At 64.6% G+C, this 23,677-nt stretch carries 27 protein-coding genes and 1 tRNA gene; 15 read left to right on the forward strand and 13 right to left on the reverse strand.

Features of this window, described 5'->3' with window-relative positions:
- The first annotated feature begins 12 nt into the window (after window positions 1–12).
- The 5 genes from pdxY to FJ974_RS05400 all read left to right on the forward strand — a co-directional run bounded on the left by pdxY (window position 13) and on the right by FJ974_RS05400 (window position 5,361).
- A complete protein-coding gene (gene pdxY / locus FJ974_RS05380; RefSeq protein WP_140538286.1) occupies window positions 13–897 on the forward strand; it encodes a pyridoxal kinase PdxY in 885 nt (294 codons plus the stop codon).
- The gene (locus tag FJ974_RS05385; RefSeq protein ID WP_140538285.1) at window positions 894–1,661 is read left to right on the forward strand and encodes a DUF429 domain-containing protein; all 768 of its coding nucleotides are present in this window, start codon (window positions 894–896) and stop codon (window positions 1,659–1,661) included. Before pdxY ends, FJ974_RS05385 begins: the two co-directional genes overlap by 4 nt.
- A 150-nt stretch (window positions 1,662–1,811) precedes the next feature.
- A complete protein-coding gene (locus FJ974_RS05390) occupies window positions 1,812–2,456 on the forward strand; it encodes a carbonic anhydrase (RefSeq protein WP_140538284.1) in 645 nt (214 codons plus the stop codon).
- Window positions 2,457–2,465: 9 nt separating this feature from the next.
- Window positions 2,466–2,879 (forward strand): nuclear transport factor 2 family protein, encoded by a 414-nt coding sequence (locus FJ974_RS05395; protein WP_140538283.1) that lies wholly within the window; start codon window positions 2,466–2,468, stop codon window positions 2,877–2,879.
- Between the two features lie 427 nt (window positions 2,880–3,306).
- On the forward strand, window positions 3,307–5,361 hold the full coding sequence (locus FJ974_RS05400; protein ID WP_140538282.1) for a M3 family metallopeptidase: 2,055 nt from the start codon (window positions 3,307–3,309) through the stop codon (window positions 5,359–5,361).
- 107 nt (window positions 5,362–5,468) lie between these two features.
- Here FJ974_RS05400 and FJ974_RS05405 read toward each other — a convergent pair whose 3' ends face one another.
- From FJ974_RS05405 to FJ974_RS05420, 4 genes are all read right to left on the reverse strand, one after another.
- Window positions 5,469–6,995, reverse strand: coding sequence for a M81 family metallopeptidase (locus tag FJ974_RS05405; RefSeq protein WP_140538280.1), 1,527 nt, complete (start codon window positions 6,993–6,995; stop codon window positions 5,469–5,471).
- Between the two features lie 21 nt (window positions 6,996–7,016).
- Entirely contained in the window at window positions 7,017–7,844 is an 828-nt protein-coding gene (locus tag FJ974_RS05410) for a carbohydrate ABC transporter permease (protein WP_140538279.1), read from the reverse strand.
- Entirely contained in the window at window positions 7,841–8,710 is an 870-nt protein-coding gene (locus FJ974_RS05415; protein ID WP_140538278.1) for a carbohydrate ABC transporter permease, read from the reverse strand. Before FJ974_RS05415 ends, FJ974_RS05410 begins: the two co-directional genes overlap by 4 nt.
- A 422-nt stretch (window positions 8,711–9,132) precedes the next feature.
- A complete protein-coding gene (locus FJ974_RS05420; RefSeq protein WP_140538277.1) occupies window positions 9,133–10,371 on the reverse strand; it encodes an ABC transporter substrate-binding protein in 1,239 nt (412 codons plus the stop codon).
- 174 nt (window positions 10,372–10,545) lie between these two features.
- Between FJ974_RS05420 and FJ974_RS05425 the strand changes: the two genes are divergently transcribed.
- From FJ974_RS05425 to FJ974_RS05435, 3 genes are read left to right on the forward strand one after another with little or no spacing between them, the layout of a single operon-like run.
- Entirely contained in the window at window positions 10,546–11,316 is a 771-nt protein-coding gene (locus FJ974_RS05425) for an SDR family NAD(P)-dependent oxidoreductase (protein ID WP_226891490.1), read from the forward strand.
- Between the two features lie 2 nt (window positions 11,317–11,318).
- Window positions 11,319–12,383: an ABC transporter ATP-binding protein gene (locus tag FJ974_RS05430; RefSeq protein WP_140538275.1), complete on the forward strand. Its 1,065-nt coding sequence runs from the start codon at window positions 11,319–11,321 to the stop codon at window positions 12,381–12,383.
- A gap of 4 nt (window positions 12,384–12,387) precedes the next feature.
- Window positions 12,388–13,269: a MurR/RpiR family transcriptional regulator gene (locus FJ974_RS05435; RefSeq protein ID WP_140538274.1), complete on the forward strand. Its 882-nt coding sequence runs from the start codon at window positions 12,388–12,390 to the stop codon at window positions 13,267–13,269.
- 183 nt (window positions 13,270–13,452) lie between these two features.
- Here the strand turns inward: FJ974_RS05435 and FJ974_RS05440 are convergent, their stop codons facing one another.
- Together FJ974_RS05440 and FJ974_RS05445 are read right to left on the reverse strand one after the other, a co-directional pair.
- Window positions 13,453–13,764: a DUF167 family protein gene (locus FJ974_RS05440; RefSeq protein ID WP_140538273.1), complete on the reverse strand. Its 312-nt coding sequence runs from the start codon at window positions 13,762–13,764 to the stop codon at window positions 13,453–13,455.
- A 14-nt stretch (window positions 13,765–13,778) separates the two neighbouring features.
- Window positions 13,779–14,069 carry a YggT family protein gene (locus tag FJ974_RS05445; RefSeq protein ID WP_140538272.1) on the reverse strand — a complete coding sequence of 97 codons (291 nt, stop codon included), beginning with the start codon at window positions 14,067–14,069 and terminating at the stop codon, window positions 13,779–13,781.
- Between the two features lie 149 nt (window positions 14,070–14,218).
- Here FJ974_RS05445 and FJ974_RS05450 point away from each other — a divergent pair.
- The 4 genes from FJ974_RS05450 to FJ974_RS05465 all read left to right on the forward strand — a co-directional run bounded on the left by FJ974_RS05450 (window position 14,219) and on the right by FJ974_RS05465 (window position 16,209).
- Window positions 14,219–14,294: transfer RNA gene (locus FJ974_RS05450), tRNA-Ala, on the forward strand.
- Window positions 14,295–14,641: 347 nt separating this feature from the next.
- Window positions 14,642–15,079, forward strand: coding sequence for a curlin (locus FJ974_RS05455; RefSeq protein ID WP_140538271.1), 438 nt, complete (start codon window positions 14,642–14,644; stop codon window positions 15,077–15,079).
- Window positions 15,080–15,199: 120 nt separating this feature from the next.
- Window positions 15,200–15,601 carry a curli-like amyloid fiber formation chaperone CsgH gene (csgH, locus tag FJ974_RS05460; protein ID WP_140538270.1) on the forward strand — a complete coding sequence of 134 codons (402 nt, stop codon included), beginning with the start codon at window positions 15,200–15,202 and terminating at the stop codon, window positions 15,599–15,601.
- A gap of 191 nt (window positions 15,602–15,792) precedes the next feature.
- Window positions 15,793–16,209: a curlin gene (locus tag FJ974_RS05465; protein ID WP_140538269.1), complete on the forward strand. Its 417-nt coding sequence runs from the start codon at window positions 15,793–15,795 to the stop codon at window positions 16,207–16,209.
- 134 nt (window positions 16,210–16,343) lie between these two features.
- Here the strand turns inward: FJ974_RS05465 and FJ974_RS05470 are convergent, their stop codons facing one another.
- Both FJ974_RS05470 and FJ974_RS05475 read right to left on the reverse strand, forming a co-directional pair.
- Window positions 16,344–16,676 (reverse strand): hypothetical protein, encoded by a 333-nt coding sequence (locus FJ974_RS05470; protein ID WP_140538268.1) that lies wholly within the window; start codon window positions 16,674–16,676, stop codon window positions 16,344–16,346.
- A gap of 264 nt (window positions 16,677–16,940) precedes the next feature.
- Window positions 16,941–17,435, reverse strand: coding sequence for a hypothetical protein (locus tag FJ974_RS05475; protein WP_140538267.1), 495 nt, complete (start codon window positions 17,433–17,435; stop codon window positions 16,941–16,943).
- Window positions 17,436–17,712: 277 nt separating this feature from the next.
- On the opposite strand from FJ974_RS05475, the gene FJ974_RS05480 reads away from it, so the two are divergent.
- Complete coding sequence (locus FJ974_RS05480; protein WP_140538266.1) at window positions 17,713–17,931, forward strand: hypothetical protein; 219 nt, start codon at window positions 17,713–17,715, stop codon at window positions 17,929–17,931.
- Between the two features lie 108 nt (window positions 17,932–18,039).
- Here FJ974_RS05480 and FJ974_RS05485 read toward each other — a convergent pair whose 3' ends face one another.
- From FJ974_RS05485 to exbB, 4 genes are all read right to left on the reverse strand, one after another.
- Complete coding sequence (locus FJ974_RS05485) at window positions 18,040–19,434, reverse strand: multicopper oxidase family protein (protein WP_140538265.1); 1,395 nt, start codon at window positions 19,432–19,434, stop codon at window positions 18,040–18,042.
- 81 nt (window positions 19,435–19,515) lie between these two features.
- Complete coding sequence (locus tag FJ974_RS05490) at window positions 19,516–20,514, reverse strand: energy transducer TonB (RefSeq protein WP_140538264.1); 999 nt, start codon at window positions 20,512–20,514, stop codon at window positions 19,516–19,518.
- Window positions 20,511–21,002, reverse strand: coding sequence for a TonB system transport protein ExbD (exbD, locus tag FJ974_RS05495; protein ID WP_140538263.1), 492 nt, complete (start codon window positions 21,000–21,002; stop codon window positions 20,511–20,513). The genes FJ974_RS05490 and exbD overlap by 4 nt, the downstream gene beginning before the upstream one ends.
- Before the next feature lie 6 nt (window positions 21,003–21,008).
- The gene (gene exbB, locus FJ974_RS05500) at window positions 21,009–21,923 is read right to left on the reverse strand and encodes a tonB-system energizer ExbB (RefSeq protein WP_140538320.1); all 915 of its coding nucleotides are present in this window, start codon (window positions 21,921–21,923) and stop codon (window positions 21,009–21,011) included.
- Between the two features lie 338 nt (window positions 21,924–22,261).
- On the opposite strand from exbB, the gene FJ974_RS05505 reads away from it, so the two are divergent.
- Entirely contained in the window at window positions 22,262–22,936 is a 675-nt protein-coding gene (locus tag FJ974_RS05505; protein ID WP_140538262.1) for a cysteine hydrolase family protein, read from the forward strand.
- On the opposite strand, the gene FJ974_RS05510 is transcribed toward FJ974_RS05505, so the two are convergent.
- Window positions 22,899–23,090, reverse strand: coding sequence for a hypothetical protein (locus FJ974_RS05510; protein ID WP_140538261.1), 192 nt, complete (start codon window positions 23,088–23,090; stop codon window positions 22,899–22,901). The two genes, FJ974_RS05505 and FJ974_RS05510, sit on opposite strands and share 38 nt — an antisense overlap.
- Before the next feature lie 55 nt (window positions 23,091–23,145).
- On the opposite strand from FJ974_RS05510, the gene FJ974_RS05515 reads away from it, so the two are divergent.
- Window positions 23,146–23,676, forward strand: coding sequence for a putative quinol monooxygenase (locus FJ974_RS05515; protein WP_140538260.1), 531 nt, complete (start codon window positions 23,146–23,148; stop codon window positions 23,674–23,676).
- Window position 23,677: the final 1 nt, after the last annotated feature.

Raw genomic sequence — 23,677 nt, forward strand, 5'->3', positions numbered from 1 at the left:
GACAAAAATTCCATGAATGCAGAAAAAGCCGACGCGCCGCGCGCGGTCATCGTCATCTCCAGCCATGTCGCGCGCGGCTCGGTCGGCAACCGCGCCGCGGTCTTTGCGCTGGAGACGCTGGGCTTCCCGGTGTGGGCGGTGCCCACCGTCATCCTGCCCTGGCATCCGGGCCACAGCCGCGCCACCCGCATCCTGCCGCCGCTCGACCAGTTCAAGGCGCTGATGGCCGATCTCGAACGTGCGCCATGGCTGGGCGAGGTCCGGGCCGTGCTGTCGGGCTATCTCGGCGAGGCCGGCCAGGCCGAAGCTGTTGCCTCGCTGGTCGCCGCGGTCAAGGCCAAGACCCCGAATGCCCTTTATGTCTGCGACCCGGTGATGGGCGATTCTGGCGGGCTTTATGTGCCCGAGTCGACGGCCGCGGCGCTGCGCGACAGGCTGATGCCGATCGCCGATATCGCCACGCCCAACCGCTATGAGCTCGAATGGATGGCCGGCGCGCCGCTGCCGGACATCAAGTCGGTAACGGCCGCCGCCCTTCACGCCGGCCCGTCGACCATGCTGGTCACCTCGGCGCCGTCGCTGATGGCCGGCGGCACCGGCAATTTCCTGCTCGACGGCAGCCAGGCCTTGCTTGCCGAGCACCGCATGATCGAAAAGCCGCCGAACGGGCTGGGCGACCTGACGGCGGCCGTCTACCTGGCCCGCATCCTCTCCGGCCAGCTGCCGGCCAAGGCGCTGCAATCGACCACCGCAGCCGTCTACGAGATCCTGGCGCGCACCGCCAAGCGCGGCGGCGACGAGTTGCAGCTCGAGACCGACGCGCAAAGCCTGTCGCATCCGATGTCCATGGTGCAGCTGCGCCACCTCACGCATCCGGGGCGGGATCGCCGGGCGTGAAATCCGACGTCGCGCTTGCCGGCGTCGACGGCTGCAAGGCCGGCTGGATCGCGGTGCGGCGCGACCCCGGTGCAGCGCCTTGCGTCGCTGTCTTTGCAAGCTTTGCCGCGCTGCTTGCCTCCCTTCCCGGCGACGCCATTGTCGCCGTCGACATGCCGATCGGCCTGCCGGAGTTTTCGCAAAAAGGCGGACGCGGGCCGGAAGCGCTGGTGCGGCCGCTGCTCGGGGCGCGGCAATCGAGCGTCTTTGCCATCCCCTCGCGCGCCGCGCTTTACGCCGAGATCGGCGACTTCACCACCGTCGAGGCCTGGTATGCGGCGCACCGCCGGGCAAGCGCGGTGGCGATGACGACGTCCGACCCGCCGCGCGGCGTCTCCATCCAAGCCTTCGGCATCTTCGCCAAGATCCGCGAGATCGACGCTTTGCTGATCGCGCGGCCCGAACTGCGCCGCCGCGTCTTCGAATCGCATCCGGAAGTCGCCTTCTGCCGCCTGAACGGCGGCAAGGCGATGGCGCTGCCGAAGAAGATCAAGGGCGCCGTCAATCCGGCCGGCATGGAAGAACGCAAGGCGCTGCTCTGCCGGCATGGCTACGAGAAGGATTTCCTCGACCGGGCGCCGCCGAAAGGTGCCGCCAGCGACGATTTCCTCGACGCCGCGGCGATGATGCTGATCGCCGGCCGCATCGCCGGCGGCGAGGCGAGACCTTCGCCGGACCCGCCGCTGACCGACCGTTTCGGCATTCCGGTCGCCATCTGGGCGTGAAGCGGACCGGTCAAGCCATGCCTGCCGCATCGCGATTGCGACGGAGCCATCCGCAATTCGGCATTGCTCGCGGCGGGCTTTTGCCGCTAGAGCGTCTCCCAGATTGAAAAACGTGCCGCATCCAACCCGGAAAGGGTCCCGACGCCGCCCATGCCCCATCTCCCCGAACATCTTCTCGCCGGCTATCGCAACTTCATGAACGGCCGCTATCCGACCGAAAGCGACCGTTACCGCTCGCTCGCGCGCGACGGGCAGTCGCCGGAGACAATGATCGTCGCCTGCTGTGATTCCCGCGCCGCGCCCGAGGCGATCTTCGACGCCGGCCCGGGCGAACTGTTCGTGCTGCGCAATGTCGGAAATCTGGTGCCGCCCTATGCGCCGGATGGCGAATTCCACTCGACCTCGGCCGCGCTTGAATTTGCCGTGCAGAGCCTCAAGGTGAAAAACATCGTGGTGATGGGGCATGGCCGCTGCGGCGGCATCCGCGCCGCGCTCGATACCAATTCGGCACCGCTATCGCCCGGCGACTTCATCGGCAAATGGATGAGCCTGATCGCGCCGGCGGCCGAAACCGTGTCGTCCAGCACCTTCATGACGGCGACGGAACGCCAGACGGCGCTGGAGCGCATCTCGATCCGCTACTCCATCGCCAATCTCAGGACCTTCCCCTGCGTCTCCATCCTCGAGGGCAAGGGGCGGCTCTCGCTGCACGGTGCCTGGTTCGACATCTCGACCGGCGAGCTCTGGGTGATGAACAAGGACACCGGCGATTTCGAGCGGCCCGAGCCGGCATAGGAGGCGACAATGCGGCACTGGCGTGCATTGGCTTTTATCGGGGCGATGCTGCTGTCCTCGCTCGCCTCGGCCCGCGCCGATAACAGCGCCGTTATCGACCGCTGGTATGCGGCGCTGCTGGTCGCCTGCCGCACCGAATTCTCGGAACTGCTCGCCGACGACGTGCGCATGAAACTCGACGACATCGGCGTCGTCCAGACCAAGCAGGAATTCATCGCCTCGATCGACGAATGGCAGCGCGCTGTCGCCGGCGCCGCCATCCGCCACCGCATTGAGAAAAGCGAGAACGATTCGACCACGGTGCTTGCCTGCTACGATTTCCCTGAAAACGACATGCTGATGCGCGAAACTTTTACGGTCGTCGGCGGCCGCATCGCGGCCAGCACCCAGACGGCGGTCGCGCAGGACTGCAGCGGCTATTAGTGTTTGCGTTGGTGGGTCGCATGCCTTGGCGATTTGCCGAAACGCCCATCGCGATCGTCATCCACGGGCGAAGCAAGGAGCGAAGCGACGCGGCGCAGACCCGAGGATCCATTCCGTGACATACGAGCGTCGCAACGGTGCAGAATTCTGCTCCGCTGCACCTTTGGGCTGAGGTTACGGAATGGATCCTCGGGTCTCCGCGTCCGCTTCGCTCCCGCTCCGCCCGTGGATGACGAGGTTCGGAAGACTTCAGCCAATCTCCAGCGTTTGCGATGAACCTGCGCGTTTCACTGTTTCACTGAAACGGCGAATCGCCTTACCCCTTGAATGTTCTAAGGCAAATCCCGGGGCTACCCGTGTTGCGTGGCGCCGGGCATCGCCCTACATCGGAGGCAGCCTGCCTGCATCCCGCCCACTGGAATCGCTCATGTCATCGTCAAATGCCGTCGACCTCGCCGCCCATCCGCTGACTAAATGGCAAGGGCCGCTCGGCCTGCCGGATTTCACCCGCATCGGCGACGGCGATTTCGGCCCGGTCTTCGACGCAGCGCTCAAAGCGCATGAGGCCGAGATCGAAGCGATCGCCGGCAACGGCGAAGCGCCGACGATAGAGAATACGCTGGCCGCGCTCGAACTCGCCGGCGAGCTGCTCGACCACGTCTCGTCGATCTTCTGGTGCCGCGCCGGTGCCCACACCAACGAGGATATCCAGGTGCTGGAGCGCGAAATCTCACCGAAAATGTCACGCCATTTCTCGGCCATCTCGATGAACGAGAGGCTGTTTGCCCGCATCGACGATCTCTACCAGCGGCGCGAAAGCCTGGACCTCGATGCCGAGACGCTGCGCGTGCTGGAAAAGACCTGGAAGGGTTTCGTCCGCTCCGGCGCGAAGCTCGATGCCGACGGCAAGAAGCGGCTGGCGGCAATCAACGAGGAGCTGTCCTCGCTCGGCACCAAATTCGGCCAGAACGTGCTGGCCGACGAGCGCGACTGGGCGCTGTTCCTCGACGAGGCCGATCTTGCCGGCCTGCCGGATTTTTTGAAGAGCGCGATGGCCGAGGCGGCCGAAATGCGCGGCCAGAAAGGCCGCTATGCGGTGACGCTGTCGCGCTCGATCTACGAGCCGTTCACGACCTTTTCCGAGCGCCGCGACCTGCGCGAGATCGCCTTCCGCGCCTTCATCATGCGCGGCCAGAACGGCGGCGCCACCGACAACACGGAAGTGGTGCGCGACATGCTGAAGCTGCGTGCCGAAAAGGCCAGGCTGCTCGGCTACGACTCCTTCGCGGCGCTCAAGCTCGACGACACCATGGCCAAGACGCCGAAGAACGTGCATGCGCTGCTCGACCCGGTCTGGGAAAAGGCGCTGGAGAAGGCGGCCGCGGACCGGAAAGAGCTGGAGCGGCTGGCAACCGAAGCCGGCAGCAACGAGAAATTCGCCGCCTGGGACTGGCGCTTCTACCAGGAGAAACTGCGCGCCGAGAAATTCGCCTTCGATGAGGCCGAGCTGAAGCCTTATTTGCAGCTCGAACGCATCATCGACGCCTGCTTCGATGTCGCGACACGATTGTTCGGCATCACTTTCGAGGAGAAGAAAGGCATCGCTGCCTGGCATCCCGACGCACGGGTCTTCGTGGTCAAGAATGCCGACGGCAGCGAGCGCGGGCTGTTCCTCGCCGACTATTTCGCCCGCCCGTCGAAGCGCTCGGGCGCCTGGATGAGCGCGCTGAAATCCGGCTACAAGCTCGGCCGCGGCTCGCAGCCGGTGATCTACAACATCATGAACTTCGCCAAGCCGCCGGCCGGCGAGGCGGCGCTCCTGTCTGTCGATGAGGCCAAGACGCTGTTCCATGAGTTCGGCCACGCGCTGCACGGCATGCTCACCGACGTCACCTGGCCGTCGGTCGCCGGCACCTCGGTCAGCCGCGATTTCGTCGAACTGCCCTCGCAGCTCTACGAGCACTGGCTGACGGTGCCGGCGGTGCTGAAAAAGCACGCGCTGCACGTCAACACCGGCAAGCCGATGCCGAAGCCGCTGCTCGACAAGATGCTCGCCGCGCGCACCTTCGGCGCCGGCTTCGCCACGGTCGAGTTCACCGCCTCGGCGCTGGTCGACATGGCCTATCATGCACGGCCCGACGCGCCGCAAGAGCCGCTTCGATACGAGGCCGAAACGCTTGAGAAGCTGCATATGCCCGACACCATCGCGATGCGCCACCGCACCCCGCATTTCGGCCATATCTTTGCCGGCGACGGTTATTCAGCCGGCTATTATTCCTACATGTGGTCCGAGGTGCTCGACGCCGACGCTTTCTCGGCCTTCGAGGAAACAGGCGACCCCTTCAACCCGGAATTGGCGGAGCGCCTGCGCAAAAACATCTACGCCGCCGGCGGCTCCAAGGACCCGGAGGAACTCTACACCGCGTTTCGCGGGAAAATGCCTTCGCCTGAGGCGATGATGGTTAAAAGAGGGCTGGTGTAGCGCCCTCTCCTTCTCCCCTTGTGGGAGAAGGTGGATCGGCGCGCAGCGCCGAGACGGATGAGGGGTGTTCCAGGGAACGCCAAGGTCTCACTCCGCTGGAGCACCCCTCATCCGTCGCCTTCGGCGACACCTTCTCCCACAAGGGGAGAAGGAGGAGCCGCATCCTTCCACGGATCCTTCACCCGTGGCCACACCGGCCGCGTCAATTTCGTATAGTTGGTCACCGCCGGGTTGCTCGGATACGAGCTCGGCGCCGCGACATAGATGATCTCGGCGGCGATCGGCGCGAAGCCGGCGTAGAAATGGTTGGTCGATTTGACCAGCAGGATGTCTTTCGACAGCGGATCGATGCCGATGTTGGAAAAGATGTCCGGCTCGAAGGTCTGCGTGCGGTTGGTGTTGAGGATGACGTCGACCTCGGTGCCGTCGATACGCACGACCGCAGCCGGCCCCAGCGTCACCCGGCTCGGCCCGAAACTCTGCCAGCCTTCGCTGACCGCCTTCAGCACCGTGACGCGCGCGTCGATCGGCTCGCCGGCCTGCGGTCCGGCTTTGCCGCCGAAGCGCAGGTCGATGACGGCGCCCTCGCCGGCAGCATGGCAGAAGGTCACCGCGACCGGATCCCAGATCGTCGCCACGCCGACACTGTCGACGCCGCGCGCCAGCAGTTCGCGCAGCACGATGGTGCCGTCACCCGGAACGCCGCCACCTGGATTGTCCCAGATATCCGCGATAACAACCGGCTTGTCCTTGCGCTCGGCTCGCACGGCAAGCGCACGCTCGATGCCATCCGCCGTGTTCAGCATCGTCATCGCCGTCTTTTCGCGCATGGCATAAAGCTCTCGCCCCAATTTCTCCGCCAGCGCATCGCCCTTTGCCTTGTCGTTGTCGGTGACGACCAGCATGCGCGTGCCCATTTCCGGCACGTCGGCGGCCATGAAGCCGTGGACGACCGAGACCGACAGCACCCCGTCCTTGCCGTGCAGCGCCTTGATGCGGTCGACGAAGGAGCGCATCGGTTCGCGGCTGGTCGGCAGAACCTGGATCATGCGGCAGTCGAAGGTCGAAATCACCGGCTTGATCTCGCCCCGCGCCGCCGCCAGCCCGAGCTCGACGACATGCTCGCCACGCTCGTAGAAATCGGTGTGCGGGAATTCGAGGAAGTAGGCCATGATGTCGCACGCCGCGACGCGCTTTGGTGTCAGATGGCTGTGCGGATCGAACTCGGATGCGATCACCACCGTCGGCCCGACGATGTCCCGCACGCGCTCCAGCAGGTCGCCTTCGCAATCGTCATAGCCTTGCGCCACCATGGCGCCATGCAGGCCGAGAATTACCGCATCGACCGGCAGGGCGGCCTTGAGCTGATCGAGAATCTCGTCGCGCAGCGCCTCATAGGTCTGCCGTTGCACCAGTCCGCCGGGCTCCGCCCAGGTGGCCGTGCCTTCGATGACGGTCAGCCCCTCGCCTGCCGCGCGCCGGCGCAACGCCACCATCGGCGAGGAGCACAGCGTCGGCGTCTCCGGATGCCTGCCTGGCCCGGCATAGAAAGCCATGTCGAACGAGGCCCGGTCGGTCGGCACCGGCGAAAAAGTGTTGGTTTCGGTCGCCAGCGAGGCGGTGAAGACGCGCATGAACGCTCCGTGCGGTAGATGCTACTTGACGGCCCCGAGCGCCAGCCCGCGGACGAGGTAGCGCTGCAGCCAGGTGAAGAGGATCGCCACCGGCAGGGTGGCGAGCAGCGTGGCCGCCATGACATGGTGCCATTCGATCGTGTAGCGGCCGGCGACCAGTGAGAAAACCTGGATCGGCAGCGTGTAGCTTTCCTGGCTGCGCAGCATGGTGAGCGCCACGACGAACTCATTCCAGGCGTTGATGAAGGTGAAGATCGCCGTCACCGCGATGGCCGGCAGGCAGAGCGGCAGGAACACTTTGCGCAGCGTCAGCCAGCGCCCTGCGCCTTCCATCCAGGCAGCCTCCTCAAGGTCGCGCGGGATGGTGTCGAAATAGCTCTGCAGCATCCAAACCGTGAAGGCGACGTTGAAGGCCATGTAGATGAAGCCGAGCGCGGTGGTCGATTCGACCAGCCCCCAGGCGGCCATCAGCCGGAACAGGCCGAGCACCAGCACGATCGGCGAGATCATCTGCGAGATCAGCAGGAACTGTCGGAAGGCTCCATAGCCGGCAAAACGAAACCGCGACATGGCGTAGGCGGCCGGCACCGAAATCAGGATGGCGCCCACGGTGGCGATAATCGAGACATAGAGCGAATTGGTAAGCGCCTGGCCGAAGCCCGTCGCCACCCACATGTCGGAAAAATTCGACCAGTGGAATTCGCTCGGCCACCAGGTCGGCGACAGGACTTCCGGCCGTGGCTTGACCGCGGTGAGGAACATCACCGCGAACGGGAAGATCGTCACCACGATCAACGGCGCCAGCAGCAGCCAGGCGACAATCGTGCGTTTGAGCTTGCCATTCCTCATGCGCGCTGCTCCCGCATGGCGAGCCGCACATAGATCATGGTGAAGACCAGCAATATGGCGAACATAACCAGCGACACCGCCGAGGCTTCGCCCAATTTGCCGATGCGGAAAGCGAGCTTGTAGAGATGCGTGACCAGAATATCGGTGGAATTCGCCGGCCCGCCCTGCGTCATCACCCAGATGATCGGGAAGGAATTGAAGACGTAGATGGTGTTGAGCACGATGGCGATGTTGATGAACGGCTTTATGAGCGGAAAGGTGATCTCGCGGAATTGCTGAAACGGCGTAGCGCCCTCGAGCGCCGCCGCCTCATAGAGATCGTCGGGGATCGAGGACAAGCCGCCGAGAAAGATCGTCGTGGTGAACGGCACCGTCACCAGGATGCCGATCAGCACCTGCATCGGAAACGCCGTCCCGGCGCTCGCCAGCCACTGGATGTTCTGGCTGATGATACCGAGCCTCATCAGCGCCGAATTCAGCATGCCGCTTTCGCCGTTGAGCGCCCAGCGCCAGACCACCGCGGTCATGGTCAGCGACACCGCCCAGGGCAGCATGATGATGACGCGGGCAACGCCGCGGCCGTAGAAATCGGTATTCAGGATGAGCGCCACCGGGATCGATAGAAGCAGCGCGCCGCCGACCACCAGCACGGTCCACAGCGCGGTGCGCCAGAGCGCTGCGACAAAGTCAGGATCGGCGGCGAGCGCCCAGAAATTAGCCAGGCCGCTGAAGTCGCGCAGCTGGCCAAAGCGATTCACGTCATGCGTCGAGATCTGGATCAGGTCCCAGACCGGCCAGAAGATGACGATTGCCGCGAAGAGCAGGCTGGGCAGCGTCAGCAGATAAGGCAGGAAACGATTTTGCATCGGCTGGTTTGTACCGCGTTGCGGGTGGATGGCGCTGGCTTAAACAGATTGGCTTGATCCCCGCCTCGTTCTTCTCAGGACACCGCTTCAGGATTCCTTACAAGTGGCGGCGCTGTTCCTCATCTTTGCGCCCGTCCTGCTCGGCGGTTGCGGAAGAGCGCCCTTCCTCTCCCCCGTCGATCGGGGGAGAGGTGTCGAGCGAAGCTCGACGGAGTGGGGGTCGACCCTTGGCACAAGGCGAGGCGATGCTTGCGCCTGGTGCCCTTCGTATGTCCGTTCGCGGCGGTTGCCAGGTGGTTCCCCCACTCCGTCTCGGCTTCGCCGAGCCACCTCTCCCCCCTCCGGAGGGAGAGGAAGGAGGGCGGCTGGTGTGGCGCGCTCCGACGGGGTGGAGCGCGCCACGGGCGCAGGGAGATACGCCCTTATTTCTTCTTCAGAACGGCGTTCGCCTTGTCGGCCGCCTCCTTCAGGGCCGCTTCCGGCGTGACGCTGCCGAGATAGATCTTCTGCATGGCGTCAGAGGTGATCTGGGCGATCTCTTCCCAGCCCGGAATGACCGGCGCGAAGCGGGCGTCGGGCAGCAGCGCGGTGAAGGCGGCGAGGTCGGCATTGTTGACGTAATAATCCATTTTCGCCTCTTCCTTGTTCACCGGCAGGAAGCCTTCGCCCTGCGTGAACTTGGCGCGCTGTTCCTTGGTGAACAGGAAGTCGAGCAGCTTCCAGGCCTCGTCCTTGTTCTTGGAATTCTTGAACATGATGATGGAATCGGTGACGCCATAGGTGCCGCGCGCACCCGTCGGTCCGGCCGGAATCGCGGCGACGCCGTATTTCAGGCTCGGCGCCTCTTCCTTGATCTGGTTGGACAGGAAGGGCGCGGTGATCATCATGCCGACCTTGCCCTGCTTGAACAGGTTCTGCACGTCCTCGCGATTGAGCGAGGTGACGCCAGGCTCGGTCAGCCCCTCGTCGATCATCGACTTGTAGAGCTTGGCGGCTTCCAGCGCGCCCGGCGTGCTAAGCCCCGAAGAGCCGTCCTTGTTGAGGATCTCGGTGCCAAAGGACCACATCGCATAGTAATAATAAACGTCGGTCTCGATCTCCTTACCCTGCAGGCCGAAGCCGAACGTGCCGGAGCCGAGCGCCTTGATCTTGCGGGCGTCCTCCTGCAGCTCGGTCCAGGTCGCCGGCGGCTTGGCGATGCCGGCTTTCTCGAACAGGTCCTTGTTGTAGTACATGGCGCGCGCCGAAGCCGCGATCGGCAGGCCATAGGTGTGGCCGTTCATGATCGACGGCTGCAGGAAGGTGTCGATGAAGCGGTCCTTGAACTCGGGCTTGATGTAGCTGTCGAGCGGCTCGGCGACGTCCTGCTGGACGAAGTCGATCAGCCAGCGCGTGCCGATGATCGAGAGATCGGCATTGGTGCCGGCGGTGATATCGGTGGTGAGTTTCTGCAGCAGCACGTCCCACGGCACCACTTCATATTTGATGGTGATGCCTGGATTGGCTGCCTCGAATTCCTTCTTCACCGCTTCGAAATAAGGACCGGTCTTGGCGCTGTATTCGGCGACGGTGACGCGCACCTCGCCCGCATCGGCCGGCGCCGTAAGCGCCAGCATGCTCATTCCAGCCAAAAGGCCGACAGTCCATTTCGCAAGGCTCATCTCATTCCTCCCATGATGTGCATTGGCGCCTGCGTCGTTGAACCGCAGGAACTATGTTACTTTCCTACATTATCGATGATTTTTCGCGGCGCAAGCGGTTTGTCGGCGTTGCTTAATTACATTTCATTGAGTAGCCTGCGGGCGTGGGTGGGACGAGGCGGAGGAGCGCTCGCAGTGGTTTCGAGGGCTGAATTCGAGGACAAAACCGTTGTCGTCACCGGCGCCGGCGGCGGCCTCGGCTCGACGATCGTGAAGCTGATGGCCGAACGCGGCGCACGCGTGGTCGGCTGCGATCAATCGGCCGAAGCACTCGCCAGCCCCACCGTCGCATCGCGTCACGTCTTCAATCTTCTAGACCGCGCCTCGATCGAGGCAGCGATCGCTGCCATCCTCGACAGGGACGGCGTCCCCGACATCCTGATCAACAATGCCGGCTGGACGCGCGCCGAGACGCTTGATGCGCTGACGGCGGACACAATAGAGCAGGAGCTCGACCTCAACCTTACCGGCGTGATGACGTTTGCCGACCCGCTCATCAAGGCTATGGCCGGGCGCGGTTCGGGCAGCATCGTTTTCATCTCCTCGGTCAACGCGATTTCGCATTTCGGCAATCCCGCCTATGCCGCCGCCAAGGCCGGCATCAACGCCTACGCCAAATCGATCGCCGTCGAGCTTGGCCGCGCGGGCCTGCGCGCCAATGTCGTCTGCCCGGGCTCCATCCGCACCGCCGCCTGGGACCATCGCCTCGCCAAGGATCCCGAAATCCTCGGCCGGCTGCAGCGGCTCTATCCGCTCGGCCGCATCGTCGATGCACGGGAAGTCGCCGAAGCGGTGGCTTTCCTTGCCTCCGACCGCGCATCCGGCATAACAGGCGCGGTGGTGCCGGTGGACGCCGGGCTGACAGCCGGCTACCTGCCTTTCATCGACGACATTTTGGGAGCGTGACCATGACCGACGTCCTGTTTCGCAACCTGTCGAAATCCTTCGGCCATCACAGCATCCTCGAGGACATTAACCTCGACATCAAAAGCGGCGAGTTCGTCGTGCTGGTCGGCCCGTCCGGCTGCGGCAAGTCGACCCTGCTGCGCATGCTGGCGGGCCTGGAGACGATCACCTCCGGCGACCTTGTCATCGGCGGCGTGCGCGCCAACGACCTGCCGCCGCAGCGGCGCAACATCGCCATGGTCTTTCAGTCCTATGCGCTGTTTCCGCATCTGAAGGCAGCCGACAATATCGGCTTCGGCCCGAAGATACGCGGCGAGAGCCGCGCCGCGATCGACGCCAAGGTAAAGAAGGCCTCCGGCGTCCTCAACCTGTTCTCCTATCTCGACCGCTACCCCAGGCAATTGTCGGGCGGCCAGCGCCAGCGCGTCGCCATGGGCCGCGCCATCGTGCGCGAACCCTCGGTGTTCCTGTTCGACGAGCCGCTGTCCAATCTCGACGCGCAATTGCGCGTGCAGATGCGCACCGAGATCAAGGCGCTGCACCAGCGGCTGAAATCGACCATCGTCTACGTCACCCACGACCAGATCGAGGCCATGACCATGGCCGACCGCATCGTGGTGATGGACCGCGGCCGCATCCAGCAGGTCGGCCAGCCGCTGGAGCTCTACGACAGGCCGGCCAACAAATTCGTCGCCTCCTTCATCGGCTCGCCGTCGATGAGCTTTGTCTCGGGCGCGCTGAAGAGCGCCGACAGCAAATCCTGGTTCGAGACCAGGGGCGGCCGCCGCCTGCCGCTGCCCGGCAAGGCGGCGCGCAGCGACACGGTCGAGGCCGGCATCCGCCCCGAGCATTTCGTCATCGGCGCCGCCGAGGATGCTTTAGCCATCGACGTCGATGTCGTCGAGCCGACCGGCTCGGAAACCCATGTCTATGGCTCAGTCGGCGACGACACCGTGCGCGCCGTCTTCCGCGACCGGCTGCAGGTGAAGCCGGGCGACCGTTTGCCGGTGACCGTCGATCCGCGCAACATCCACCTTTTCGACACCGCGACCGGCCTGCCGCTGTGAGACGATGAAGAGCCCGGCCGACATCATCACCCGCCTGCAGCTGATATCGCAGGACGGCACCAAGTCGGACCGCCGGCTGGCCAGCCTCGTGCTCTCCGATCTCGATTTCGCCTCCAAGGCGGCAATCTCGGAGATTGCCGCTCGCGTCGGCGTCAGCGAGCCGACCGTCACCCGCTTCTGCCGCAACCTCGGCTGCGAAGGCCTGCGCGACTTCAAATTCTATCTGGCGCAGGCGATCGCCATCGGCGGCCAGTACCTGTCGCCGGAGCCGCTGAGCCGCGACGCCCGCGAGCAGCGCATCGCGTCCGCCATCACCGAGGCGGCGGTCGCGGCCATCCGGCGCGCCAGCGAAAACCTCGACATGAGCGTGCTGCTGGACGTCGCTGCCCGCATCGCCGCTTCCGGCAATGTGCTGTGCATCGGCTCGGGCGGCATTTCCTCGATGATGGCGACCGAGATGCAGAACCGGCTGTTCCGGCTGGGGCTATCGACGCTAGCGCAGATCGACGGCCAGCTGCAGCGCATGTACGCCGCCGTCGCGACGCCGGAGACGACGCTGGTCGCCTTCTCCGTCTCCGGCTATGCCCGCTCGGTCATCGAGGCCGTCGAGGTCGCGCAGCAATACGGCGCCGCCACCGTCGCCATCACCGCGCCGGACTCCGCTCTTGCCAAGGTCGCCGACACGGTCATCCTTTTGCAGTCCGTCGAGGACGGCAACATCTACAAGCCGACCTCCTCGCGCTACGCGCTGCTTGCCATCGTCGACATGATCGCCACCACGGTGGCGGAGGCGCGCGGGCCAAAGGTTCTGGAGAACCTGCGCCGCATCAAGCAGAGCGTGAACACGCTGAAGGTCGACGACCCAAGGCTGCCGCTGGGCGATTGAGTGGCGGACCGGACAGGGCAATACCCCCTCACCCGGATTGCCAGCCGAATTGCGAAGGGCAATTCGGGGCAATCCGACCTCTCCCCAAGGGGAGAGGAGCGGGTCGGCGCCGGCACAAACCTCTTCTCCCCGCCGGGGAGAAGGTGGCCGCGAAGCGGCCGGATGAGGGGCGCGCCGCTCGAGCTATTTACTCAGCGCCTGAAGCCTGTTCACCAACGTGGCCGCGTCACCCAATATCCGCAGCGTCTTCAATCTCGCCGTCCCGCCGGCGATAACCGCGACAGCCGACCCCGGCACCCCCAGCGCCTTGGCCACCATCCGCTCCAGTGCCACGTTCGCCGCGCCGTTCTCCGGCACGGCGCGCACGCGAGCCTTGAGATGGCTGCGCCCGGCCGCCGTCGTCTCGACGCCCTCGATCCGGTCCAGCGCCGCCTTCGGCGTCAGCCGCACGTAAAGGTCGATGCCGTCGTCGAGCAGGCGAAACGGCACGCGCATCGATCAGGCCAGCCTCAGGCGACCCACGACCAAACCGTGGTGACCAGAAACTGCCGGATGAAGAAAATGATCAGCAGAAGAATGATCGGCGAGATGTCGATGCCGCCGAGATCGGGCATGAAGCGGCGGATCGGCCTGAGCGCCGGCTCGGTCAGCCGGTAGAGCATATTGCCGATCGTGCCGACGAACTGGTTGCGCGAATTGACGACGTTGAAGGCATAGAGCCAGGAAAAGATCGCCGAAGCGATGATGACCCACCAATAGAGGTCAAGCGCCATGACGATGGTTTGAATGAGGGCGATCATGCCGGTCTCCAAATTGTCGCCGACATGTAGCCATTGCTTGCGGAGCCGGCAAGGCCCGGCTTTCCGGCGAGCGCCAACCCAGGCTTTCGGCGAACCCTTTCGCCTTGACACGAAACGGCCGCGCCCGATAAATGCGCCATCCGCTGGACGGGGCTGTAGCTCAGCTGGGAGAGCGCATCGTTCGCAATGATGAGGTCAGGGGTTCGATCCCCCTCAGCTCCACCAACGGATGTTGCGAGCCGCTGCGGTGCTGGCCCTGCACGCCGCCGCAAACCCCTGAGCCAACCGAACAACCTCTGAATTTCAGATCGGCTCGAAAACCACTTTTTGTTTCCGACGCGTGAGGTTCGGTGCGCCGGCAGCGCCACCTCTCAGGTCAAAACGCCTCGGCGGCGAGACGTCGTGAATTGTGACCTCGCCGGATTGGATGCGTGGTTGCTCGGGCCCTGAAGCGTCCAACCGCAACTGTCATGAATTTTCGCTGAATGAAGTCTTCAGCCTCCGTTCCGGGCCACCCTCCTACAAAGGGGCCGTTCAACCCGCGGTCCCCGCCGCATCGAAGGAGAAGTCCCATGACCCACACGTCAGTCATCGCCGCTGCCTTTGCCGCCGTCGTCGGCTTTACCGCCGTCGCGCCCGCCATGGCCAATGACGTCAACATCGAACAATATGGCTGGCGCAATTCCGCCGGCGGCGCCCAGCATGGCTACCGTAACCGCATACGCGTCTATCAGGATGGCCGCTTCAACACCGCGATCGGCCAGCAATATGGTCATCGCAACCGGTCGGTGATCGGGCAGCAGGGCGTCAACAACTACGGCGCGACCTATCAGTACGGCAGCCGGAACGCCGCGGGCATTGCCCAGTTCGGCTCGAACCACACTGCGATCCTGACCCAGGACGGCAACGGCAACATCGCCGCCGGCGTCCAGGTCGGTCACGGGTGCAATGCCGACGTCAGCCAGGGCGGCAGCGGCAACGTCGCCGCCTTCGTCCAGGACTGCCCCTGAACCAGAGCATGATCCCGACCGAAGGCTCCGGTTCGGAAAGAGATCATGCTCAAATAAGAAGATGGAGCGGCCGGCAACGGTGATGCCGGCCACCGTTCTCAAATAGTGAGGAGATGACCCATGACCAGACCGGACAAGCGAACAGCAGTGGTATCGGCCGCGCTCCTGGCTGTGATCGCCGGTGGCGCAGCCGGCGCGACTGCCGGCAAGGACGGCTCGACCTCCGGGCCGCTGCGATGCGAGATACGAGATACGATTCAGGGCGACGCCATCCTGCTGGAGCCTCTGGTTTATGCCGACAGGAGCATCAGCGGCACCTATACGGTCAGCGTCTCCGGAGGTGGCACGTCCGGTTCGGCCAACATTCGGCAGGGCGGCGCCTTCGAAGCCCATCCGGGCAATCCCGCATCGCTCGGCCGGATGAGCGTCGGGGGGAATGGCGCTTCCTACGACGTCGAGCTGAAAGTGACCGCAGGCGGGACGAGCGTCAGCTGCGTCAAGCAGGTGGCCGGCGCGACCTGAGCGCCGGCTCTCTCGGTCGGCCGATCGAAGGAAGGGCTCCGGGCAACCGGAGCCCTTCGCGATTCCCACCTCGCCCTGGAAGGCCGAACCGCTCCGGCTTGAACCGCTCCTGAACGCACCCTTCCGCCTGGGTTCAGCTTCGCTATGCGACTGTTCCTCATCAACGGTCGAAACCGCCAGGAGACGTAAACATGAACCGTCAGATCACAAAGCTCATCCAAGCCGCCACGCTCGCCGCCGCAATCGGTCTGCCCCTTGTTGCCGCTCCGGCAGAGGCGGGCGGTTCGATCGGGTTTTACTACTCGCCCCGGACGGCCCGCGATGCGCAAGCGCTGGATCTCGGCCTGCGCGCCTATTCGGCCTACAACGGGCTGCGCAGCGGCGCCCATATCCGTCAGCGCGGGCGAAACAACCGTGCCGGCATAGGTCAGGACGGGACCGGCAATCTCGGCATAATTCGACAGGAAGGCAGCGGACATTCCGCTACCTTGCGGCAGGACGGCAACGACAATTCCTACGGCATTTTTCAGTTCGGCAGAAACACCGACGCCAACGTCGCGCAGGCCGGCGACGGGCAGAGTGGAGCAGCCTTGCTGTTCGGCTGGTAGGCGAGAAACCACGGATTGCGGATACGTGGACGGCTGTCCGGTCAAGCATCCGCAACCGATGATCGGTTACAGCCCGCGAGGCCTGCAAGCGGCGCCCGCAAAACACAGGGGGCGGCTTTCGGCCTCAGAGAGCCTCAATCGTCCCAATCATCCCAATTGTCTTCATCCTGCGGCGGATAGTTGGGAATGACCCGGATAACCGGCCGCGGACGCTGATAGCGCCAGTAATATTCGTCCGGTTGCGGCTCATAGGTGCGGTAGATTTGCCGATAGTGATGCTTGGGCTTCCAGTACGCGTGCTTCTTGTGCGGTCGCACGCAATAGCCGTCCTCGGTCAGATAGGCGCATGTGACATGCGCCTCTTGAACCAGACTGTCTCTGTCCGGCACAGCGATCATTGGTGCCGCCTGCACCGCAAACGTCGGAGCCAGCATGGCCCCGGCAAGCGCAAGAACTGACAATTTCATCGACCTCTCCATCGTCTCCAGGTTAGGTCGGAAGAACCCCCGGATTGGGGGCGATTTGGGGCGGCCGGTGATCACTTTGATTTTCCGCCGCACATACGAGCGTCAGATCATGTTTTCTGCCGGCATGCTCAAAGCCCGCCCTTCAGGCCTGAATTCTCCGCACCATCCCCGCGAAACAGGCGGCGCATGAGACCGCAGATCATTGTTCACGGGCTTCCAACGGCCGGCAAAAATGGGCTCCCCCCTGGCTTCGGCTGACCTCGCTCACCTGGAGACGGCCGTCGCTTTGCGGCTACGCTGGCGCGCATAGGCCACGCAGGCATCGACCGTGCTGACGCAGAGCGCATCGACGCTGTTCGGCATATTGTTATCGCCGGCATAGGCAACTTCCGCGACATGGCCGCCGACCATGCGGATCTGTGTATTGCAATAGCCGCCGGGCGCGACGTTGACGGATCCCCCAACCGCGGGGATCGCGCCCACGGCCATTGTCGGCATTGCAATGCTGAGATTGCCCCGCTGCACCGTGCGCTGATAGGTCCAGATCTGGCCGGAAGGTCCCACATCGGCCGTAGCGGTCGGAAAGCCGGCGCACATGCGAACGTCGGCCTCGCTGAGACCGACCATCTCCTTGCGCGCCGCTGCCGTCGTTGCATCCACCTTGGCGACGCGCGAAGTGTCATCGGGGATGACGCAGGAAGACAAAACGCCGGCCGTGAAAACAGGAAGGACGAGCTTTCGAATGCATTGGAATGTCATGCGGACTGTCGGAATTGGGTGGCTGCCCCGGCGCCCTCTTGCTAGCTAGGCAACCAGACGATCGCGTCAACCGGGCGATGTTCACGAAAACTTCAGGCGCGTGCCAGATGCCCATCGCCGGCGCCGGCCCGTCTGGGCCGGCGGAAACTCAGATCCAGCCTCGCACGTGTCTATATAGCTTCATGAAGCCTCGGGCCGTGTGAGCTATGTCATAGTTTATTGCAGTGCGAAGGAAGCTATTGGCATTTGCGTATGTTCGACCGGACGGGAGGAAGCCGTGCCTTATTCGCAAACCTACGTGCGTGCTTATCTGGACCGCTATCTCGGTCACTTGGGACCTCGAATTGAGATGGTCGAGACGGACCGGCAAGCGTTTGTGCGGGTCGTCGAGGACGAGGAAGAGCGCATCTATTCGTTCGAGGCGGGATCGTCTGCACTGGCCTTCGCGGAACGCCAGAGAATGCGCCTGCGGCTCCCTGCCATTATGCGTCCCTAGCCTGCGCCAGATACTCCGGACGACCATTTTGCTCCGGCCGCTTGCTGCGCAACCCGACGCTCTCCGGAAATGCGCGACCGGTCAGCAGACGACCCGGTAAATGCGTGTTCACACAACGCGGACATAGCTGGTCATGCCGGTTTTCTGGTGCTCGATGATGTGGCAATGCAGCAGCCAGTCTCCGGGATTGTCGGCAACGAAACCCAGCTGAACCTTCTCATTGGGCTGGATGAGATAGGTGTCGGAGATCAGCGGCTCGATCACGCGCGTCGAGGACGACAGCAGCTTGAAGCTCATGCCGTGCAGATGGATCGGGTGCGCGTGCGGCGTCAGGTTTTCCATGTCGATGACATAGCTCTTGCCGAGCTTCAGCTCGGCCAGCGGCGCGGTCGGATCCGGCGTGTCGCCCGGCCAAGGCACCTTGTTGATCGCCCAGAAGCTGTAGCCGAGGGAGCCGCATATGCCGTCGCCCGGCACATTTTCCGCCGTGGCGCTGAGCGCCAGGGCAATATGTTTCGCGCCGGCAACGTCCACCTCCTGCACCGGATTAGCCTCCAACGCCCCAAGGCCGCGAAGGTCGCGCCGGAGCGAGCCTCCGACCGCGCGCAGCGTCGCCAGCACCTTCGGCTTGGTACCCCGAACGTCGCGCAGGCTGACGATCGCCCCCTCGTCGTCGGGCATGCGGATGGCAAGCTCCAGCCGCTGGCCGGGTCCGAACAGCAAGGCGTCGGGCGTAAAGCGCTGCGGCACCGGATTGCCGTCGAGCGCGATGACCGCCGCTTCCGCGCCCTCGACACGGAAGGCGTAGATGCGGGTAACGTCGGTGATGGCGGCCCTGAGCCGCACCAGGCCGCCGGCGGGCGCGTCATATTGCGGCTGGTCGAGCCAGTTGGCGCTGCGCACCGTGCCGAAAGTACCGGTTTTCGCCGCATCGCGCGGCCGGAACTGCTCGATGAACTGGCCATCGTCGCCGAGCCGCCAGTCGCGCAAATTGATTACCACCTCGGCATCGAATTCCGGATCGTTCGGGTTCTCCACCACGATCACGCCGGTCAGCCCATGGCCCATCTGCGTCAGCGTGTTGCAATGCGGGTGATACCAGAAGGTGCCGGCATCGGGCGGCGTGAAGGCGTAGTCGAACCGATCGCCAAGATAGACATAGGGCTGCACCAGGAACGGCACGCCGTCCATCCTGTTCGGCACGCGGATGCCATGCCAATGGATTGTCGTCGGGTCATCGATGCCGTTGATCAGTTGCGCGGCAAACGGCTCGCCTTTTCGCATCCTGACGACCGGAGGCATGCCGGCCTCGCCATAGGTGAGCACATTCCTCGTTGGTGCGCCATCCATAAGCCGAGCCTGGATGCTGGCGGTCTTCAGGATCACCGGATCGGGCTTTGCTGCCGCGAGGCCGGCCAGTCTGCCCATGGTCGAGGCGCCGATGCCCGCGAGGCCGGCGGCAGCGGCAGTTTTGAGAAGGACGCGACGCGTGAATATGGTCATATGGCTCCGGACAGCAACGACGCTGGAGTAATTCAGGATTGGACTGAGCTGTTCAAGTACCTGTCCCTGATGGCGGCAAATCTAGTCCCGCAAGCTGAACACGAAGGGCGCCGTACGGGTCACCCGCCCGCCGAGTTCGGCCGGCGGCGCCGGCACCGAAGCGCCCTGCAATGCGCCGAGTGCTGCGCGGTCGAGATCGCCGTCACCCGAGGAGCGCGCCAGCCGGGCCGAAACCACCCTGCCGGACGAATCGACCGTAAAGGTCACATCGGCTTGTCCCGCCGCGCGCCTCGGCCTCGCCGCGCCCGGATAGCGCGTATGGCGCCTGATCCACACCGCCAGGCTGGAATTCCAGCGCGACGGGCTGACGCTCGACCGCGGCGCGACATCGGCAGATTGCGGCGCGGCCGCCTTCGCCGCCGTCTTGGTGTCGATGCTCGCCGTCATCACGGTATTGGGCGGCGCTGCCTTTTCTTTCTTCGCACGCTGTTTCGGCTGTTTGACCGGCTTCTTTTCGGCTGTTTTCTTCTTCGCCTCGACCGGCTTGCTCGCCTTGACCTCGGCCTTGACCGGCTTCGGTTCCGGCAGCGGGATGACGACGTGGGGCGCCACGGTCTCTGTGATGTCTGGCACAATCCCGTCCAGAGGCGGCCGTCCGCTCGGCGCCGCCAGGGTCTGCCCTGCCGGTTCGGCTTGCGAGGCCTCCTCGACCTTCTCGGTCTCGACCGGCGGTTCCGTTACAGGCTCGGTCTCTTGCACGACAGACTCCGGCGCCGGCTCTGTCACCGGCTTAAGCTCGGTGGACTTGTCCGTTTCCTCAGCCGCATCGGGTGGCTCAGTTACCATATCGAGCATGGCTGTCTCTTCCGGGCTGGGCGCGACCACCAGCGGCGACACCTCGATCGCGAGCGCCGGCGGCGAACCGCCGTCCGGCTCGGCGAAGCTCAGGCTCTGCACGGCATAGGCGACCACCATATGCCCGGCGATAACGATAGCGGCGGCAATTGCCCACCGGCCGGCGTCGCCTGCGCCGAAGCGCGGCTGCCTGATCCCGGACAAGGCCATGATCGCTTGCGTCAAGGGGGCGAACTCCCGCTCGTGACTGGCGCGGGAGCCATGGCTCCGGCCGAGGCCGCGCTGTCGGAGCCGGATGCCGTCTCCAGCCCGACCAGCGCGACCTTGAGATAGCCGGCGCCGCGCAGAAGGTTCATCACCTCCATCAGCTCGCCATATCCAACCGCCTTGTCGGCGCGCAGGAAGATGCGCGTCTGCTTGTCGCCTTTGGTGCGGCCGTCGAGCGCGGCGGCGAAAGCGGCGCGCGGCACGGCGTCATTGCCGATCGCCAGCGTAAGATCGCCTTTCAAGGTCAGCAACGGGGGCGTCTGCGGCCGCGGCGCCGGCGCCGCCGTCGAGTCTGGCAGGTCGACATCGACGTTGACGGTCGCCAAGGGTGCCGCCACCATGAAGATGATCAGCAGCACCAGGATAACGTCGATGAACGGCGTGACGTTGATCTCGTGGCTTTCCTCGAGATCGTCGCCGGTGGTTTCGCGCGTCCTGGCCGCCATCGCCGCTCACTCCGCCGCCAGCGCGGCCGCCGATGGCACGTTGCGGAAATCGAGGTCGCGGCTGACCAGCCGCTCGACGCCGGCCGAGGCGTCGGCAATGATCTGCCTGTAGCCGGCTATCGAGCGCGCAAAGACATTGTAGATGACCACAGCCGGGATCGCCGCGACAAGCCCCATGGCGGTGGCGAGCAGCGCCTCGGCGATGCCGGGCGCCACCACCGCGAGGTTGGTCGTCTGCGCCTGCGAGATTCCGATGAAGGCGTTCATGACGCCCCAGACGGTGCCGAACAGGCCAACGAAGGGGGCCGTGGAGCCGATGGTCGCCAGCACGCCGGTGCCGCGCGACATGCGCCGCGCCGCGGCCGCCTCGATGCGCGACAGCCTGGAGGTGACGCGCTCCTTCAGGCCGTCGCCCGGGACATGGTCGAGCGCGCCCACCGAAAGCGCCCGTTCTTCCTCCGCCGCCCGCACCAGGAGCGCGCCGAGGCCGTTGCTGTGGCCAAGCACGCGGACGGCCTCAATCAGCGTCGCGGCGTTGCCGATCGCATTGGCTGCCCGGCGCGCCCTGAGCTTGCCGCCAAAAACCTCCAGCGATTTGGCCAGCCACACCGTCCAGGTGACCAGCGAGGCGAAGGCGAGCCCGACCATCACCGCCTTGACCACGATGTCGGCGGCCATGAACATGCCCCAGGGCGACAAATCATGCGGCAGCGTCAGCGGGATGGCAGAGGGCGGCTCCTCGCCGGCGACGGTGGCCGGTGCACTGGCGGGAGCCTGATCGACCGGTGCCTCGGCAGCCGGCGCTTGCACGGGCGCTTGCGCAGCCGGAGCCGAAGTCGCCGGCTGGGCCTGCGCCGGGACAATGCCGGCCGAAAGAATGAAGGATGCGGCGAGCGCCGCAAGAAGCGCGTTTCGCGACAAGGCTCGTTCCCGCTCGCTGACCGCACGCAGCCGCGGGCCGCGCAGCGTCCGCTCGCCGGCTGCAAGGCACACCGCGTCGACGTCAAAGGCTGTCTGAGCATCAGGTCCGACCAACATCCGCCTCCAATGCGGCCGCCGCTGTCCAGGGGCTCCACAGGGCGGCCGATGCCGGCTTGACTATAAAACATGAGTTCAATAGTCAACTATAAAGGCGACGGTGTCGATCAAATTGCGGGACGGCTCCGGTCCCGCAAGCTGCTTTCCATATCGGGCTGATAGCTCTGGACTGCGGTGCTATCGCCGGGCCACGATGGCGGGCAGCGACCGAGGCAGCAGCGATGATCACCGCGACACCGTTCGATTTCCCTTATGATGGCCGGCTGGTGCCGGAGAGCACCGCGCTGCTTGTCATCGACATGCAGGAAGATTTCCTCTCGCCGACCGGCTATTTCGCCAGAAAGGGATATGACTCGACGCCGCTGCGGGCCATTTTGCCGACGGTCAAACGGCTGATCGCGGCAGCCCGCGCGGCCGGCCTCACCGTTGTCCACACCAGGCAAGGCTACCGCGCCGACATGGCCGACATGACGCCTTACGAGACATGGCGCCGCAAGCGGGCCGGACTGGACGGAACCGATGTCCTGCTTCGCTGCGGCGCCGGTTTCCAGATCGTTTCCGACATCGAGGTCGCGCCCCAGGACATCATCGTCGACAAGACCTGCAACGGCGCCTTCACCTATACCGACCTGGAACTGGTGCTGCGCTCGCGCGGCATAACGCATCTGCTGTTTGCCGGCTGCACCACGGATGTCTGCGTGCACAGCACCTTGCGCGAGGCCTGCGACCGCAATTTCCAGTGCCTGACGATCGCGGACGCCTGCGCCAGCGGCGACCGGTATGCGCATGAAGCCGCGCTGCATATGGTGACGGTCGAGGACGGCGTCTTCGGCGCGCTGGCGGATTCGGCGGCTGTCGTCACCGCACTATCACGACTCGCGAACGGGGCGAGCTGAAGAGTTCGGCATCGCTTGGATCGCCGGCCTCCGGGCAGCCGATATCCTTGCGGATATCCATCGGCAGCAAATAGAGTGCCCGCGCCGCCCGATAGCGGGCATGGGTGGCTGCGTATTCTGTCGCCAGGCGATTGATGGACGAGAGGATCGACATTTGCTTCTCGCTTGGTTGATGCCGGCATCGGAAGCATCGGCACCCACCAGGACGAATGACGGGTGCCTTTCGGAACGGCGGGGAGGAATTTTTCTCGTGCATTGCCGGTCGATGGGACGCTTGTCGTGATTGGCCCTTCGATCGCTATTCGTCGGTGGCCGAAATTTTTTCGCCTGCGCCGTTCCGTTCCCGGCATCGTGTTCGTCTTGACGGTTGCGACGATTACGGAAGCCACGACGGCCTCCGCCGCCAGGACAAATGGAGCCAAGCCATGTCGACCGCTGTGACCTTGATCAATGTCTTTACCGCCAAGCCCGGCAAGCAGCAGGATCTCGCGAAAACCCTTGCCGAAGGAACGCGGAACTTCTTCAGCAAGCAGCCGGGCTCGCTGTCGTCCTCCGTGATCGTCGGCGGCGACGGCAGCAAGGTGGTCAACATCTCGCAATGGCGCTCGGCCGAAGACATCGCCGCCTTCCGCAGCGATCCCCGCTTCGCCGATTACATGAAGACGATCATGGAGCATGGAACCGGCGAGAGCGTGATGGGACATGCCAGCTATTCCCACACGGGCGGAATCGAGGACTAGG

Source organism: Mesorhizobium sp. B1-1-8 (assembly GCF_006442795.2).
Classification (GTDB): Bacteria; Pseudomonadota; Alphaproteobacteria; order Rhizobiales; family Rhizobiaceae; genus Mesorhizobium.